The organism is Arthrobacter sp. 9AX, from assembly GCF_902506095.1.
Taxonomy (GTDB): domain Bacteria; phylum Actinomycetota; class Actinomycetes; order Actinomycetales; family Micrococcaceae; genus Arthrobacter.
In genome coordinates this window covers 1,207,043-1,222,201 of the sequence record NZ_LR733293.1, presented here as the reverse complement: position 1 = coordinate 1,222,201, position 15,159 = coordinate 1,207,043, and the positions used below count along the sequence as shown (strand labels likewise).

12 protein-coding genes are annotated in these 15,159 nt (G+C 62.5%); 4 read left to right on the top strand and 8 right to left on the bottom strand.

Annotated features, from left to right (window positions below):
* Nucleotides 1-1,032: an aldo/keto reductase gene (locus tag BACI348_RS05630; protein WP_159824326.1), complete on the top strand. Its 1,032-nt coding sequence runs from the start codon at nt 1-3 to the stop codon at nt 1,030-1,032.
* 165 nt (nt 1,033-1,197) lie between these two features.
* Here the strand turns inward: BACI348_RS05630 and BACI348_RS05625 are convergent, their stop codons facing one another.
* Nucleotides 1,198-2,100 (bottom strand): TerC family protein, encoded by a 903-nt coding sequence (locus tag BACI348_RS05625; RefSeq protein ID WP_159824325.1) that lies wholly within the window; start codon nt 2,098-2,100, stop codon nt 1,198-1,200.
* A 212-nt stretch (nt 2,101-2,312) separates the two neighbouring features.
* Here BACI348_RS05625 and BACI348_RS05620 point away from each other — a divergent pair, with 212 nt between their 5' ends.
* Entirely contained in the window at nt 2,313-3,317 is a 1,005-nt protein-coding gene (locus BACI348_RS05620; RefSeq protein WP_159824324.1) for a TerC family protein, read from the top strand.
* A gap of 859 nt (nt 3,318-4,176) precedes the next feature.
* On the opposite strand, the gene BACI348_RS05615 is transcribed toward BACI348_RS05620, so the two are convergent.
* The 4 genes from BACI348_RS05615 to BACI348_RS05600 form a co-directional block, all read right to left on the bottom strand.
* Nucleotides 4,177-4,959, bottom strand: coding sequence for an amino acid ABC transporter ATP-binding protein (locus BACI348_RS05615; RefSeq protein WP_159824323.1), 783 nt, complete (start codon nt 4,957-4,959; stop codon nt 4,177-4,179).
* Nucleotides 4,946-5,611: an amino acid ABC transporter permease gene (locus tag BACI348_RS05610; RefSeq protein WP_159824322.1), complete on the bottom strand. Its 666-nt coding sequence runs from the start codon at nt 5,609-5,611 to the stop codon at nt 4,946-4,948. Before BACI348_RS05610 ends, BACI348_RS05615 begins: the two co-directional genes overlap by 14 nt.
* A 33-nt stretch (nt 5,612-5,644) precedes the next feature.
* Nucleotides 5,645-6,466: an amino acid ABC transporter substrate-binding protein gene (locus BACI348_RS05605; protein WP_159824321.1), complete on the bottom strand. Its 822-nt coding sequence runs from the start codon at nt 6,464-6,466 to the stop codon at nt 5,645-5,647.
* 116 nt (nt 6,467-6,582) lie between these two features.
* Nucleotides 6,583-7,743 (bottom strand): low temperature requirement protein A, encoded by a 1,161-nt coding sequence (locus BACI348_RS05600; protein WP_159824320.1) that lies wholly within the window; start codon nt 7,741-7,743, stop codon nt 6,583-6,585.
* A gap of 243 nt (nt 7,744-7,986) precedes the next feature.
* Here BACI348_RS05600 and BACI348_RS05595 point away from each other — a divergent pair, with 243 nt between their 5' ends.
* Nucleotides 7,987-10,563: an ATP-dependent Clp protease ATP-binding subunit gene (locus BACI348_RS05595; protein WP_159824319.1), complete on the top strand. Its 2,577-nt coding sequence runs from the start codon at nt 7,987-7,989 to the stop codon at nt 10,561-10,563.
* A 206-nt stretch (nt 10,564-10,769) separates the two neighbouring features.
* The gene (locus BACI348_RS05590) at nt 10,770-11,705 is read left to right on the top strand and encodes an amidohydrolase family protein (protein WP_268892325.1); all 936 of its coding nucleotides are present in this window, start codon (nt 10,770-10,772) and stop codon (nt 11,703-11,705) included.
* 119 nt (nt 11,706-11,824) lie between these two features.
* On the opposite strand, the gene BACI348_RS05585 is transcribed toward BACI348_RS05590, so the two are convergent.
* The 3 genes from BACI348_RS05585 to BACI348_RS05575 all read right to left on the bottom strand — a co-directional run bounded on the left by BACI348_RS05585 (nt 11,825) and on the right by BACI348_RS05575 (nt 15,118).
* Nucleotides 11,825-12,454, bottom strand: coding sequence for a DUF1345 domain-containing protein (locus BACI348_RS05585; RefSeq protein ID WP_159824318.1), 630 nt, complete (start codon nt 12,452-12,454; stop codon nt 11,825-11,827).
* 268 nt (nt 12,455-12,722) lie between these two features.
* Nucleotides 12,723-13,745 (bottom strand): cytochrome d ubiquinol oxidase subunit II, encoded by a 1,023-nt coding sequence (locus BACI348_RS05580; protein ID WP_159824317.1) that lies wholly within the window; start codon nt 13,743-13,745, stop codon nt 12,723-12,725.
* A gap of 8 nt (nt 13,746-13,753) precedes the next feature.
* Complete coding sequence (locus BACI348_RS05575) at nt 13,754-15,118, bottom strand: cytochrome ubiquinol oxidase subunit I (RefSeq protein WP_201298381.1); 1,365 nt, start codon at nt 15,116-15,118, stop codon at nt 13,754-13,756.
* Nucleotides 15,119-15,159: the final 41 nt, after the last annotated feature.

Genomic DNA, 15,159 nt, shown 5'->3' with positions numbered 1-15,159 from the left:
ATGCAGTACCGCACACTGGGCAACAGCGGCGCCGTGGTATCGAACTACGCGCTCGGGACCATGACGTTCGGGGCCGAAGCTACCGAGGAAACGTCCCACGCCATTCTGGATAGCTACGTCGCCGCGGGCGGCAACTTCATCGACACCGCTGACGTGTACAGCGCCGGCGTATCGGAGGAGATCATCGGACGCTGGCTGGCCGGAAGGCCCGATGCCAAGGACCGGGTGGTACTGGCCACCAAAGGCCGCTTCCCCATGGGGGCGGCCCCGAACGACGTCGGCACGTCCCGGCGGCACCTCACGCGGGCCCTGGATGATTCCCTCCGGCGCCTGGGGGTGGAGCAGATCGACCTTTACCAGATGCATGCCTGGGATCCCATCACGCCGCTGGAGGAGACGCTCCGCTTCCTGCATGACGCGGTCAGTAACGGCAAGATCGCCTACTACGGGTTCTCCAACTTCTTGGCCTGGCAGCTCACTAAGGCGGTCCACCTGGCCAAGGCCCACGGCTGGAGCGTCCCGGTGAGCCTGCAGCCGCAGTACAGCCTGCTGGTCCGTGAGATCGAGTCGGAGATCGTCCCGGCTTCCTTGGATGCCGGCATCGGATTGCTCCCTTGGTCGCCTTTGGGCGGCGGCTGGCTCTCCGGCAAGTACAAGCGTGACGAGCCGCCTGCCGGGGCCACCCGGCTCGGTGAGAATCCGAAGCGTGGCATGGAAGCGTGGCAGGCCCGCAACGACGATCCCCGCACCTGGGAGGTTATCGGAATCGTGGAAAAGATTGCCGCTGACCACGGGGTGAGCGCGTCACAAGTGGCCCTGGCCTGGTTGGCAGACCGGCCAGCAGTTACGTCCGTAATTCTCGGCGCCCGCACCACCGGGCAATTGGCCGATAACCTGGCGGCGGCGGACCTGGAGCTGACGCCAGACGAAACTGCGCGGCTGACCCAGGCCAGCCAGCCGCGCGTCGGGGTCTATCCCTACGGGCCCATGGCAGTTGAACAGCGCACCCGCAAGATCGAGGGCGGCAGGTAGCTTCAAGAACAGAACGCAGGCGGCGCTGGCCAAGGCCGGCGCCGTCGGCGTGCTACCCGCTTCATCTCGACGACTGGGGCCGTGGATACCACACCTACACAATGTCGGGCGGGGCAGACCGTGCAGGCAGGCCTCGAATTCGGTGGAGCCGGCACAGCCCCTTGGTCACCCTAGCCCGGCAGGTTCCTGGTGTCCGTCGTCCTCAGCGATTCGGCCGGTGACCGGTTTGCGGGACAGGTGGACCGCGCCCGCTTCCGGCCCATGGGCTGTTGCGGCTGCGATGGCGTCGTGGTCATCGGCTTTTGTATAGGCATGGCGCAGATGGACAGGGTCGATGGGCTTTCCCATACGTTTTTCCTGCCGTCGCTTGGCCGCCAGGTTCAGTGCTTCCACCGCGATGGCGAAGGCCATCGGGCCGTAGATGAGCGCCTTATCGATCTTCACTTCGAATGCGTCGGCGATGAGGAATACGCCGATCAGGACCAGGAAGGCCAGCGCGAGCATCTTGACGGTGGGGTGCCGGTTGACGAACGCAAAGATGTGCTTGGCGGAAAACAGCATGATGGTGAAGGAGGACAGCACAGCCACGATGATGATGAGCAGGTTGTCCACCATTCCGACGGCGGTGATCACCGAGTCGAAGGAGAAGACCATGTCCAGGATGACAATTTGCCCGAGGATTGCCCCGAACGTTGCAGCCTTCACATTGCCCGATCCATGGGATTCGCTGCCCTCAAGTTTCTCGTGGATCTCCTTGACCGCCTTGTAGACCAGGAACAGGCCGCCGAACAGCAGGATCATGTCGCGGCCGGAGAAGCCCATGCCGAAGAGTTCGAAGATGTTGTTTGTCAGCGAGATTATCCAAGAGGCCGCGAACAACAGGATGATCCGCATCAGCATCCCGAGCGTTAACCCGAGGTTGCGGGCCCTGGCCTGCTGCTCGACGGGCAGCTTGCTTGCCAGGATGGAGATGAAGATGACGTTGTCCACCCCGAGCACGATCTCCAGGATGAACAGGGTCACGAATGCGATGGCCAGATCCGGTGTCAGCTCGAATGCGAGTTCCATTCGGCCAGCCTAACCAATGCGGGCGGCATGTTCCGGGTTAGGCCGGAGTTTTAGGCTCGGCTATGATTGACCTATCAAGGGGAGTACTCCCGTCTGTGATCGACCCGTCATTACGGATGCACTGAAGCATCCCGGGTCGACGGTTCCGGTGTCATCGGGGCGGAGGAGACCTTGGCGTATCTGTTCAACGCCTACCCCTTGGGAGCATCCTCATGCAGGTCACACCCCTCATCTGGCTCATCACGATTACCGTGACGATCCTGTTCTTCGTCTACGAGTTCTTCGCCCACGTGCGCAAACCCCACGAGCCGTCCATTGCGGAGTCGGCCCGCTGGTCGGCGTTCTACATCGGACTCGCATTGCTGTTTGGAGTGGGGATCGGCACGGTGTCGGGATGGACGTTCGGCGGCGAGTACTTCGCCGGGTACCTCACCGAGAAGGCACTGTCGATCGACAACCTGTTCGTCTTCCTCATCGTGATGGCCGGCTTCGCAGTACCGAAAAAGTACCAGCAGAAGGTCCTGATGATCGGGATCATCATCGCCCTGATCCTCCGGGGCGGGTTTATTGCCATCGGCGCGACCCTGATCCAAAACTTCTCCTGGGTCTTCTACATCTTCGGCGCACTGCTCCTCATCCTGGCCTACCGGCAAGCGTTCAGCAGTCACGAGTCCAGCCCGGCTGACGGGAAATTCATGACACTCGTGCGCCGGGTCCTGCCTGTCACTAACGAGTATCACCAGGACAGACTCACCGTGATGCAGGGTGGGAGGCGTTTCGTCACGCCGATGCTGCTTACGATCGTTGCGATCGGTTTCGTGGACCTGATCTTCGCCGTCGACTCCATCCCCGCGATTTACGGCCTGACCAACGAGGCCTACATCGTCTTCACCGCCAACGCGTTCGCGCTGATGGGTCTGCGCCAGTTGTTTTTCCTCATCGGAGGACTGCTCGAGCGCCTCGTTTACCTCGCCCAGGGGCTGGCCGTCATCCTTGCCTTTATCGGTGTGAAACTCGTCTTCCACGCCCTGCACGTCAACGAGCTCCCGTTCATCAACGGCGGGGAACCGCTCCTCTGGGTGCCGGAGATTCCCATCTGGTTCTCGCTGCTGTTCATCGCCGCCACCATCGTTATAGCGACCGTCGCCAGCTTGCTGAAAACCCGCGGCGACGAAAACAAGGACGACCTCGGACTGACCCACACCGCAAACCGGTAATCACCCCTGGCCGGCACGACCGGGACGAGGATTCCGCACAGACGTCCACGGCAACCATCCACAGGTGCAATACCTGGGCAAGAAAGGAGAACGCGTGGAAACGGCGCTTGTCACCGTACTCATTGGTGTGTTGATCACTAACATCGGGGTTGGTCTGCTTGTGGTTGGGGCCTTCGCTGCTTCCGAGAGCCATGGCGCCGTACGCAGGCAGACGGAATACGCGCGAGAGGTCGCGCCGACAGCTAAGACCGGCAAGTGGGCCGGAATGTGGGGAATAGCCGGAACTGCTTTCGGGGTCCTCTTGGTGGTCGGATCAGCCGCCCTGGATACCTAACAGCCTTATCACCCACAAGACCGGCCATGGTGACCGGCAGCAAGCACCGCCACTCGGGGGCCGGCAGATCGGAGCAGGAGCCTGTTCTGGCCATGGTCGCCGCCAGGCTGTTTCCGCGTATTGTCCCGCCAGCTCAGGTGGAGAAGCCACTGCCAAGCTGGCTGGCTTGCAAGCCTTCGTGAAGCGGGAGCCTGAAAGGCGACGCGCTTCCCAGTCAGTCGTTCGGCTCGTCCCTCGAGGCTTTGTGGTCGGACTGTTCATGTTTTTCTGCGACCTGATCGTGGTGGATACGCTTCGGAGCGCCGACAAGATCCGCGGGTACGGGAGGATCCTTCTCATCATCAGATGTCATGAGGCTCATCCTAGGGGCAGCAAGGGCAAATAGAGGCAGCCAAGGGCCGAAAAGCTGCCAACCCCATGGCCCTCCCTGACGGCAGCCCCGCTACAGGATGGTGGAGATAGGGACGACGGCCGGGGGAGGCGCGCATGGTGTGGCCGGACACCGTCGCAGGCGCATCACGACGGCTAGAACGGGTGCAGCAGCCGGTCCACGAATTGCCGGGTACGTTCCTCGCGCGGGTCGCGCAGCACGGTGTCGGGATGGCCGCGTTCCACGACGACGCCGCCGTCCATAAAGATGACTTCATCTGCAACTTCGCGTGCGAACGCCAGTTCATGGGTGACCACGACCATGGTCCAGCCGTCGTCGGCCAGCTCCTTGATGACGGTCAGGACGTCGCCTACCAGTTCCGGGTCAAGTGCGGAGGTCGGCTCGTCGAAGAGGAGAAGTTTGGGCCGCAGGGCAAGTGCCCTGACGATGCCTACACGTTGCTGCTGGCCGCCGGAAAGCTCGAAGGGATAGCTGTTTTCCTTGTCCGCCAGACCAACCCGTGCCAGCAGTTCCCGGGCTTCAGCTATGGCCTCGGCCTTTGGCCGTTTCTGTACCTGTACCGGCCCTTCGATGATGTTCTGCAGTGCAGTCATGTGTGGAAAGAGGTTGTAGTGCTGAAACACCATTGCACTCCGGTCCCGCAGTGCTGCCAGATGCTTTCTGGACACCTCAGCCGAAAAGTCGATACTGAGGTCGCCTGGAAACTCGACGACGCCGCCGTCGGGGATCTCAAGACCGTCCAAGCACCGTAGGACAGTTGTCTTTCCTGAACCCGACGGACCGATCAGTGTGACTACTTCTCCGCGCCGGACGTTCACGTCGATGGACTTGAGTACTTCGTGTTGACCGAAGGCTTTACGGAGCCCGCGGGCGGCCAGCAGCGGAGTGCCCGACGGGGCAGATTCAGTGCGCGACATAACGGTCCAATCGCTTCTCGAGGATTGACTGGCCGCCGGAGAGGACGAGGCAGATGATCCAGTAGATGACAGCTGCTTCGACGTAAAGGAGCATGAATTCCTGGCTGAAAGCGGCCACCTGCTGTGCCTGTCGGAACAGCTCAGTCACGAGAATCAGAGAGGCAAGGGAGGTGTCTTTCACCAGGCTGATGAAGGTGTTTGAGAGCGGCGGAACGGAGACCCGGGCGGCCTGCGGCAGGACGACGCGGGCCAGCGACTGGTGCCGCGACATTCCGATCGTGTAGGCAGCTTCCCACTGGCCCTTCGGGACGGAGAGGATGGCTGCGCGGATGACCTCAGCAGCGTAACCCCCGACATTCAGGGAGAAAGCGATGATCGCGCTGGGCCACGGACTGATGGTCACACCGACAGACGGCAAGCCGTAGAAAATGACGAATAGCTGGACTAAAAGCGGGGTGCCGCGGATGACTGAAATATAGCCGCGCGCGATTGCCGATAGTACGGAATTGCGGCTGATGCGCATCAGGGCGACCAGCAGGGCCAGGACCAGGCCGAGAGCAAACGACGTCAACGCCAGGGGAATGGTGCCAGTTACAGCACCGCTCACGATCGGGCCCAGGGACTCCCACACCAGGCCCCAGTTGACCGTCATGGTGTAAAGCAGACGTCGCCTGTGGCCGTGCCGCTACTTCGTGACGTCAGCATCGAAGTACTTCTGGGAAATCTTCTGCAGCGTGCCATCGGCCTGGAGCTCGCCCAAGGCCTTGTTGACCGCGTCCGTCAAGCTTGTCGAGCCTTTGCGGATGGCGAAGGCGCTGAACGACTTATCTGAAGTTTCCGCGGCGATTTTGATGCTTGGGTCGGGGTTGGTTTTTTGCTGGTCGAGATACGTCAGTTTGTCGTTGATCGTTGCATCCACGCGCCCCTGCTTAAGCAGGGTGATTGCCTGGGCCCAACCCTCTACCGCCTGCACGTTGGCGCCGCTCTGCTGTGCCAGCTTGTACCAGTTGCTCGTCAATGACTGCGCCGTGGTTTTGCCCTTCAGGCTGTCAAAGGACGTGATGCTCGTGTTGTCTGACTTCGTGACAATAACTCCCGTGCTGACCGTGTACGGCGTCGAGAAATCATACTTTGCCTTCCGTTCGTCAGTGACTGAAACCTGGTTCGCAATGACGTCGAACCTTTTCGCTTCGAGGCCGGCGAAGATGGCGTCGAACTGTGTTTCCTGGAACGTTGGCTTGACCCCAAGCTTGTCTCCTACCGCGCTGATGATCTCAACGTCATAGCCGGTTAGTTCCCCGCTGCCGTTGGCATGGAACGAAAAGGGCTTGTAGGTTCCCTCGGTGCCAATCTTAAGTACTCCGGAACTTTTGACGTCGCTCAGGGAAGTGTCCTGGCCACCAGCAGGTGCAGAGCCGGCAGGACCTGTCGACGAGGACCCGCACCCTGCCAAGGCCAGTCCTGCAGCTGCAATGAGGCCGATGAGGGAAAGCCGTCTGCGCTTCATAGTGGGTCCTTCGTCGTGGGGGTGGTCCCGCCCTGGAGGCTGACGGTAATTTCACTTCCGACGATACCAAGGTCGATGGGTTTCGTCGCCGATGGAGAACCCCTCTTCCGCGGTCATCAGACTCCCTGTTTCGTTCGCCGGCGGCGGTTCGCGGCGTCGGTAACAGCCACGCCGATGAGGGGAAGAACGGCCCCCATAGCGGCCACGAAGGCCGGGAGCAGAGCGCTCAGGCTTGCCAGGACCGCCAGGGCTCCGATGCCGGCGAAGTCCGGTGGCCGGCGGTGGTCCAGCACGCGTCGAATAAACACGCCCCGGGCAGCAAGAAAAAGAGCCGGTCCGCCATACAGAAACAGGATGGTGGAGAAACCAGGGTGGGCCGCGGGCTCGCTGATCACGAGCTGGTCACCGACTGCCACCAGGATCAGGCCCGCCAGTAACACGAGCAAGCTGTTGCCCGCCAGAATACCGGGCCGGAACTGATCAGCTTCAGAAGCAAGCTTTTCCAAAGTTTCGCGCTCAAGGCCGTGGAAGTAGCACCACCAGATCGCGACACTTCCAGCCAGACTTACGGTCCCGGTCAAAAGGATCAAGGGGTCCTCCAGGTTGCCCGCTATGGCCAGGCCGGTCGAAATGATTGTTTCGCCGAGTGCGATCAGGTAGAACAACGCGAATCGCTCAAAGATTCTTTCTCCGGGGAGCGGTAACTGCCTGCCTTCGGTTTTCCGGCCCGGCAAGCGGTGCGCCAGCATATGGCCGGCCAGATCGATGGCCGCAGCCACGCCCCAGAACATCAAGCGGGGTTCTGGGTCGAAGAAGACGCCGGCAACCCAAAAAGGCCCGCTCATACACCCCCAGATCAGCGTGCGCACGAAGTGGTTGTGAGTGGCCGGGTCAAGCCCGACAGTGAGCATCCAGGCACCGCGGCCGAGTTGGACCAGGAGATAGCTCGCAGCAAAGAGCCAGCCGAAGGCGCCAAACGCTGAGCCGGTTGAGGCGTTCATGAACAGTGAGACAAGCATGACGGTCAACAGCATCCACTGGACTTCCAAGCGCGAAGTGTCCAGCAGCGTAGCCGCCCAGGTGGTGTAAACCCACACCTTATAGACGCCAACAAGAAGCACAAGTGTCTCACCAGCCCCCAGCCAAGAAGGATGCTCCATCAAATGATGGGACAGTTGCGATAGCGCGAAAACAAAGACCAGATCGAAGAACAGCTCGAGGCGCGTGACTTGGTTTCCGGAAGTCGCGGAACGCATCAGCGACCTGGCACGGATCATCTGTTTCCTCCATGGCTTCAGGAGCGGGCGGGCGCCCCTCCTGCTGCCGAAAGAGTGACGAGGCCCAGCACAGAAGTCAAGGTCCCGCGTTGACTCTTCCGGTTGCACGCTGAGCATAGGCGGTATCCAGGCCCGGCGCGCCCCGCTTCCCCGGGTGCCGCGCCTCACCGCTGCTGGACCCGGGGAATAAATACATTTCCTCAACGTTGAGTCAAGTACACTCAACTTTTCAACGGAGGTTTCATGGCTTCATCTTTCGGACCGGCGGAGTCCAACAACGGCTCCTTCGACGAATTCCTTGCCCGCTACTTGCAGGGCCAGCGCGGGGCCCGATTCGGGCAACCTATGGACATCACCCGGCTGCTGAGCCGGCGCACCCATGAGGCGCTGGCAAGCGCCGCGGAGTTCGCCGCGAAGCACGGTCACATCCACGTGGACGCGCTGCACGTCCTGCGCGTCCTCGCCGAGCGGGAACCGGCCGCCGGTTACATCCGCCACGCAGGGGCGGAGCCTGCTGCCATCGCCACGGCGGCCGAGGAGCGTCTCCCGGAACAGGCAACCGCCAGAGCGGAGACACTTGCCCTTACGTCGTCGGCCCAACGAGCCCTGCTCGACGCCTACCAGGTTGCCAGGGCATTCGGCTCAACCTACATCGATCCTGAACACGTGTTCTTTGCACTCGTCGTTAACCTGGAGGCTCCGGCCGGTCAGGTGCTCGCAGCGGCTGGAGTGACGCCAGAGTCCCTGCAGTCCCGCCCAGTGGGGCAGTCCGCGTTGCCTGGGTCCGCGCCGGCTGGCGCAGGGCCCGCACAGCCGCAGGCAGCCGCCGGCGCGTCTGAGACCCCTGTCCTGGACGCCTACGGCAGCGACCTGACGGCACGTGCGGGCGAAGGCGGCCTGGATCCCGTGATCGGCCGGAGCGCCGAGATCGAGCAGACCATCGAGATCCTGGCCCGGCGCACCAAGAACAACCCTGTCCTGGTCGGGGAAGCCGGCGTGGGCAAGACGGCGATCGTCGAAGGGCTGGCCCAGGCAATCATCGCAGGCGCCGTGCCCGAACAGCTCCGCGGCAAGCGCGTCATTGCACTGGATCTGCCGGCCATGTTGGCCGGAACACGGTACCGCGGTGACTTCGAGGAGCGCCTGACCAAGGCGATGGACGAGGTCGCTTCACGCGCCGGGGAGATCATCCTGTTCATCGACGAACTCCACACGGTCGTCGGAGCCGGCGGCGCGGGGGAGGGCGGCATGGACGCAGGAAACATCCTCAAGCCGCGCCTGGCCCGTGGAGACCTTCATCTCGTCGGCGCCACCACCCTGAACGAATACCGGCAGGTGGAAAAGGATGCGGCGCTGGAACGCCGCTTCCAGCCCGTACAGGTGGGCGAGCCGAGCATCGAGGACGCTGTACAGATCCTCGACGGCCTGCGCGCACGGTACGAGGAACACCACGGCGTCCGCTACACCGACGAGGCGATCCGTGCCGCCGTCGAACTCTCGGCACGCTACGTGACTGACCGTTTCCTGCCCGACAAGGCCATCGACCTCATCGACCAGGCAGGTGCGCGGCTGAGCCTCAAGCGTGGCTCACGGACCGACGTGGCTGTCCTTCACGAGCAGCTCGCAACCCTGGAAAAGTCCAAGAACGATGCCGTCGCCGCGGAGCGCTATGAAGAGGCCTCGCGGCTGCGGGATGAGATCGAAACAGTAAACGGGAAGCTCTCCGCTGCGCGTCCCGACGCCACGGAGCCGGCCGGCGTCCAGGCCGTCGTCAACGAAGCGGAGATTGCCGGGATCATCTCCCGGTCCACCGGGATCCCGGCCAGCAGGCTCACCGAAGACGATCGGGAACGATTGGCCAGGCTCGAGGAGGAACTGCATCAGCGGATCGTCGGACAGGACGACGCCGTGACGCTGATCGCGAAAGCGGTCCGCCGCAGCCGCACCGGCATGGGGGATGCGGGCAGGCCTGTCGGCAGCTTCCTGTTCCTCGGCCCTACGGGCGTGGGCAAGACAGAACTCGCCAAGGCGCTGGCGGGGTCATTGTTCGGAGACGAGAATGCGATGGTGCGCTTTGACATGAGCGAGTTCGGCGAACGGCACACTGTAAGCCGGCTGGTCGGAGCCCCTCCGGGCTATGTTGGATACGGCGAAGCCGGGCAGCTGACCGAACGCGTCCGTCGTAACCCGTACTCCGTCGTGTTGCTCGACGAAGTGGAGAAGGCGCACCCGGATGTGTTTAACCTGTTGCTCCAGGTGCTCGACGACGGGCGGTTGACCGATGGACAAGGCCGGATAGTGGACTTCCGCAACACGGTGATCATCATGACCTCCAACCTCGGCTCCGAGTTCCTGGCCAGCAAGAGCGGCGCGATGGGCTTTGTCTCCAAGGCGGACGAGGGCAACGGCTTCGGCTCAGAGAAGGCGCTGCGGGACCGGGTGCTCGGCCGGCTGCGGGAGACGATGCGGCCTGAGTTCCTCAACCGCATCGACGAGATCGTCCTTTTCCGCAAGCTGGACCAGGCACAGCTGCGCCGGATCGTCCGGCTGATGCTGAACCAGACTGAAGCCCGACTGAAGTCCCAGGGCATCGCTCTGGAGGTCAGCGAAGCGGCTGTCGACTGGATCGCCGAACGCGGCTACGAGCCCGAATACGGAGCCCGGCCGATGCGGCGCGTGATCCAGCGCGAGCTGGACGACCGGATCGCCGATCTGTTCGTTGCGTCGGACCTCAGGTCAGGCGGCCTGGTGGTCGTCTCGGTCGAGGGGCAGTCTCTCGTCGTCGAGGCCGGCCGCGAGGCGACGCCGCTGGCGGCGTAAGCGACCTCCGGATCCGCCGGCGGGTGGATCCGGACCACTGCCGGGTACACAGGGGCGCCTGTGTACCCGGCATTTTGCCGTGCCCGTCCCGGTTTGCAGTGCCTTTTACATATGCTTGGCTGGGCAATAGGTCGGTAACGCCTGCGCAGGAGGGCTCTAGCCTGGCGAGCTTCATTGGGTCGAGGAAGCGCGGGTGTTGAAGAGATGTGGAACGCAGGAGATTCATATTGGTTGTAGCACTTGTACCGCGTTCAGACGCGGAGGTCCGCCCGTACCTCGACTCGCTGGGATTGCCGGGGATTATTGATTTGCATGTGCATTTCATGCCTTTCCAGGTACTGGAAAAGGTGTGGGGGTTCTTTGACCGCGTGGCGGACAGCGGGGCTCCTGCGTGGCCCATCACCTACCGGGACTCCGAAGAGGAAAGGGTGCGGACGCTGCGAGAGATGGGGGTGAAGGCATTCACCACACTGAATTATGCGCACCGCCCCGGCATGGCGCAATGGCTCAACGACTACTCCACAGCCTTCGCCTTGAGCCATGCTGACGCCATCCACTCTGCCACTTTCTACCCGGAGCCAGACGTGGAAACCGTCGTGGCGCGCAGCTTGAGACAAGGCGCCCGGATCTTCAAGGTGCATATCCAGGTAGGCGGATTCTCTCCCTTGGACCCGCAGCTTGCACCCGCCTGGGAGCTCATTCAGGACTCCGCTGCACCGGTGGTCATCCACTGCGGCAACGGTCCGCACGCCGGGGAATTCACCGGACCTGAACCCATCCGCGAACTCATCAAGAGGTACCCCACACTGGTGCTCATCATCGCCCACGCAGGCTTGCCGGAGTACCGGGAGTTCGCCGATCTTGCCGCAAACAATCCTCACGTCTACCTCGACACCACCATGGTGGGCACCTCCTACATGGAACAGGTCGCCCCGCTCCCGCCCGGATACCAGGAGACCGTTGCCGGACTGTCACACAAAGTCGTCTTCGGCTCGGATTTCCCCTCGATTCCCTACTCCTACAGCCACCAGATTCAAGTACTCGAAGGCTGGGGGCTCGGAAGCCAGTGGATGAAGAATGTCCTCTGGCACACCCCGCGGAAACTCCTATGGGCTGGTCCTGCTGCCTTGGGAGACAGCTGAACAAGATGCTTGTGAGGCGGGCAGAACGCCACCGACAATCCTTGGTACACCCCATCTGAACTTCCGGGGCCGCCGTCGAACGACCCGGTGCCGCAGCGCATCACCCACCCGTGTCGCAGTCAACTGGACTGGCCGAGACTGACCACGAGGTTGATCGCCACTGCGACCACGAAGGTGGCGAAGAAGTAGGAGAGCAAAGCATGCCCCAGGGCGATCCTGCGGGAGGGAGTGGATGACTCGTTCACATTGCTCGCGTTGTATGACATGCCGATGGAAAATGCCGCGTAGGCGAAGTCGCTGTACGACGGGTCCTCGTCCTGGTTGAAGCTGAAGCGATGGTGGTCGTCGTGGTAGTACATCCGAGCGTACTTGAACGCGTAGACGGTGTTGACGAGAGCCCACGCGAGCACCACGCCGAGAGCCGCCAGAATCGCCGCGGCCACGCCAATGGAGTCCTTCTGCTGACTGCGGATCAATGCAAAGACGACCGCCACGAGACTGACGAATGTTGCGCCGATGATGAGGGAGTCAACGAGCCTTCGAGACCGGCCTTCCTGGCGGGCGAGTTCACCCGTGGCCTCCGGACCAGCGGGCCACGCCTTAGTCCACGCCCAGACCAGGAAGGCACAGCCGGCGACAGACCACCCGATCAAGGGCGCGAGTTCGGGGGCCCCGAGCAACGCCGCAACGAGTGCGATAACGAGACCGATGACGGCCGAGATTAGTGCCTTGCGATCAATGTGCGACATTGAAGACGTTCCCCTCCAGCTCGATTGACCGTGCAGGGGTCCGATGGCCCAACGCCTGGGTTAGAGCGAATCCCGACATCACGGAATATCACAGGACCTACGGATTCCTTTGTGTTCACAAGGAACCGGGGGTTCACTGCCCCCTAGTGTACGCGGCGCACCGCCACCGGCGGCGAGGACGGCCAATCGGCTTCGGCGACCACCAAAGGCCCGCTCCCGCGGCCGCAACGTCGTCGAGCGATGCTTCAACAGGCCCAGGCCCAGGCTTTCAGCGCGCTTGCCCCCGTGTCTTGTCAGAGAACTGGTCCCGCTGGAAGATCGCGTACAGCCACCACAGTGAGGGAACCACCAGGATTCCTGCGAGCAACACGGCTACCGAATTGGCGATGAGGACGCTTTCTGTGGCGGATGCTTCTGAGAGCTCCAGCCCTGGCAGGACATACGGGTACTGGGCCGCGCCCCAGCTCCAGAGCAGCGTAGTTACTGCCAGAGCGGCGGTGACGCGAACGGCTACGAAATGGCGGCGGACCATGAGCATGAGGGACGCGATGCCGGCCAGTACCGACAGCGCTGCCAGTGGCAGTGCCGGCAGGGTAACCAGTTCCTGGAACAGTTGGGGCGCGTCGATGGCCAGGACGAACAGTTCCAGGACGGCGAGCCCTCCGGCTGCTGTCCCGGCTGCCAACGCCCTGCGCCGGAAAGCGTCCGCGAGTCCGGGGTTGCCTTCGCGCCGGGCATCGTGGGTCAGGTAGACGGCGGCGAGGTAGGCGGTGGTGGCCACAGCAAGGATTCCACTGGTGAGTGAGGTGGGGTTGACCCAGCTGGTGATGGGGTCACCTGCTGCTATTCCCGGCGGTACCCTGCGGGAGGCGATGGATCCGCCCACGGTTCCGAGGAAGAACGGGGTGAGGACAGAGGACAGGGCGAAGGCGCCGCCGAACAGGCGTTGCTGCCACAGTTCCTGGCTGACTTTCCGGAAGGCGAAGGCGGAGCCTCTTGCGATGATGCCCAGGGCCACGAGCGTCAGTGGGATATATAGCGTGGAGGATACTGCGGCGAACACGGGGGGAACGACTGTCCAGGTCAGTATGATGACGAAGATCAGCCAGACATGGTTGGCTTCCCAGATGGGGCCAATGGAGTGTTCAATGAGGTTCCGCTGCGGCCTGCCTCTTTCGGCACGGCCCGCGATGAGGTCCCAGAAGCCGCCGCCGAAGTCCGCGCCGCCGAACAGGGCGTATGCGGTAAGGCAGATCCACATGGCTGCCATCAGCAGTTCCGCGAGCGGCATGGCCCCTCCTAGATGATTTTGTAGTCGGTGACGTCTGATTCCTGGGGCGCCAGTGGCACCGGCTTGTCTTTGGCCAGGCGTCGAAGAACGTACAGGGAGGCAGCTGTGAGGAACAGGTAAACGATCGATACGAGGATGAATCCGTAGAACAGGCCAGGCGCAGGATTCACGGCGTCGGAAGTGCGAAGGATCCCGAACACGATCCACGGCTGCCGGCCCACTTCGGTGACCACCCAGCCGGCCTCGAGGCACGCCACCGCAGCAAGTCCTGACAGGGCTGCAAAACGAAGGAACCACTTCGACCGGGGCAGGTCCTTGCGGCGTTTCCAGGCAATGGCCATCCAAACGGAGAGTCCGAGCAAGGCGAAACCGCCTGCCACCATGATTTGGAACGCGAGGTGGACGATGTTAACGGGGGGCCGGGCATCTTCGGGTACTTCGTTGAGTCCCATGACCTCGGCGTTTGGATCGAAGTGCGCCAGCAGCGACAGGCCGCTGGGGATTTCGATGGCGTACCGCATCTCGCCGTCAACGGCGATTCCTCCTATGTGCAGCGGGGCTCCCCGTTGGGTCTCGAAGATCCCCTCCATCGCTGCGAGCTTCACCGGTTGGTTCTCTGCGACGAAATGTGCGGCCCAGTCGCCAACCCCTATCTGCACGGGAGTGACGACGGCAGCAACGGCAAACGGGACAAGAAAGCCGAGCCGGTGGTATCTGTCCCGCCGCCCGCGGAGCATGGCGTAGGCGTAAACCGAGGCCATTCCGAAACCGGCAACCATAAGGGCAGCCAGGATCATGTGAACGGTCTGCGGCGGTGTAGCAGGATTGAACATGGCCGCCATAGGGTCCACGGCAATGATGCGGCCGTTTTCCTCGTCGAACCCGGTTGGTTGCTGCATCCACGCGTTGGCGGTTACGACGAAGAAGGCGCTGGCTACTCCTGCGGCGATGACAGGTAAACCGGTGAGCATGTGGATGCGCGGCGGCAGGCGGTCCCAGGCGTAAAGGTAGATGCCAAGGAAGATCGCTTCGATAAAGAAGGCGATGCCCTCCAAAGTAAACGGCAGGCCGATAACTTCGCCATAGACTCCCATTAGGCCCGGCCACAGCAAACCCATCTCGAAGGACAGGATCGTTCCGGAAACTGCACCTACGGCAAAGAGGACGCCCATCACCCGGGCCCACCGGCGCGCCAACAGACGGTAGTGCGCATCACCGGTACGGTGGCCGCGCCATTCGGCCAGAAGCGTTATGGCCGGCATTCCGACACCAAAGCAGGCAACAATAATGTGCCAACCGAGGGACAGTGCCATCTGCATCCGGGCGGCCATCAGGTCCACTGGCTGGACCTCTGCAACGACATCAACCAGCACAAGCCGCTCCTGATCGCTTTCGATTACCAATTCTGGAATTT

Coding starts and splice junctions, on each gene's coding strand:
- BACI348_RS05630 (WP_159824326.1), top strand. CDS start 1: ATGCAGTACCGCACACTGGGCAACAGCGGCGCCGTGGTATCGAACTAC.
- BACI348_RS05625 (WP_159824325.1), bottom strand. CDS start 2,100: ATGGAACTCGCATTCGAGCTGACACCGGATCTGGCCATCGCATTCGTG.
- BACI348_RS05620 (WP_159824324.1), top strand. CDS start 2,313: ATGCAGGTCACACCCCTCATCTGGCTCATCACGATTACCGTGACGATC.
- BACI348_RS05615 (WP_159824323.1), bottom strand. CDS start 4,959: ATGTCGCGCACTGAATCTGCCCCGTCGGGCACTCCGCTGCTGGCCGCC.
- BACI348_RS05610 (WP_159824322.1), bottom strand. CDS start 5,611: ATGACGGTCAACTGGGGCCTGGTGTGGGAGTCCCTGGGCCCGATCGTG.
- BACI348_RS05605 (WP_159824321.1), bottom strand. CDS start 6,466: ATGAAGCGCAGACGGCTTTCCCTCATCGGCCTCATTGCAGCTGCAGGA.
- BACI348_RS05600 (WP_159824320.1), bottom strand. CDS start 7,743: ATGATCCGTGCCAGGTCGCTGATGCGTTCCGCGACTTCCGGAAACCAA.
- BACI348_RS05595 (WP_159824319.1), top strand. CDS start 7,987: ATGGCTTCATCTTTCGGACCGGCGGAGTCCAACAACGGCTCCTTCGAC.
- BACI348_RS05585 (WP_159824318.1), bottom strand. CDS start 12,454: ATGTCGCACATTGATCGCAAGGCACTAATCTCGGCCGTCATCGGTCTC.
- BACI348_RS05580 (WP_159824317.1), bottom strand. CDS start 13,745: ATGCCGCTCGCGGAACTGCTGATGGCAGCCATGTGGATCTGCCTTACC.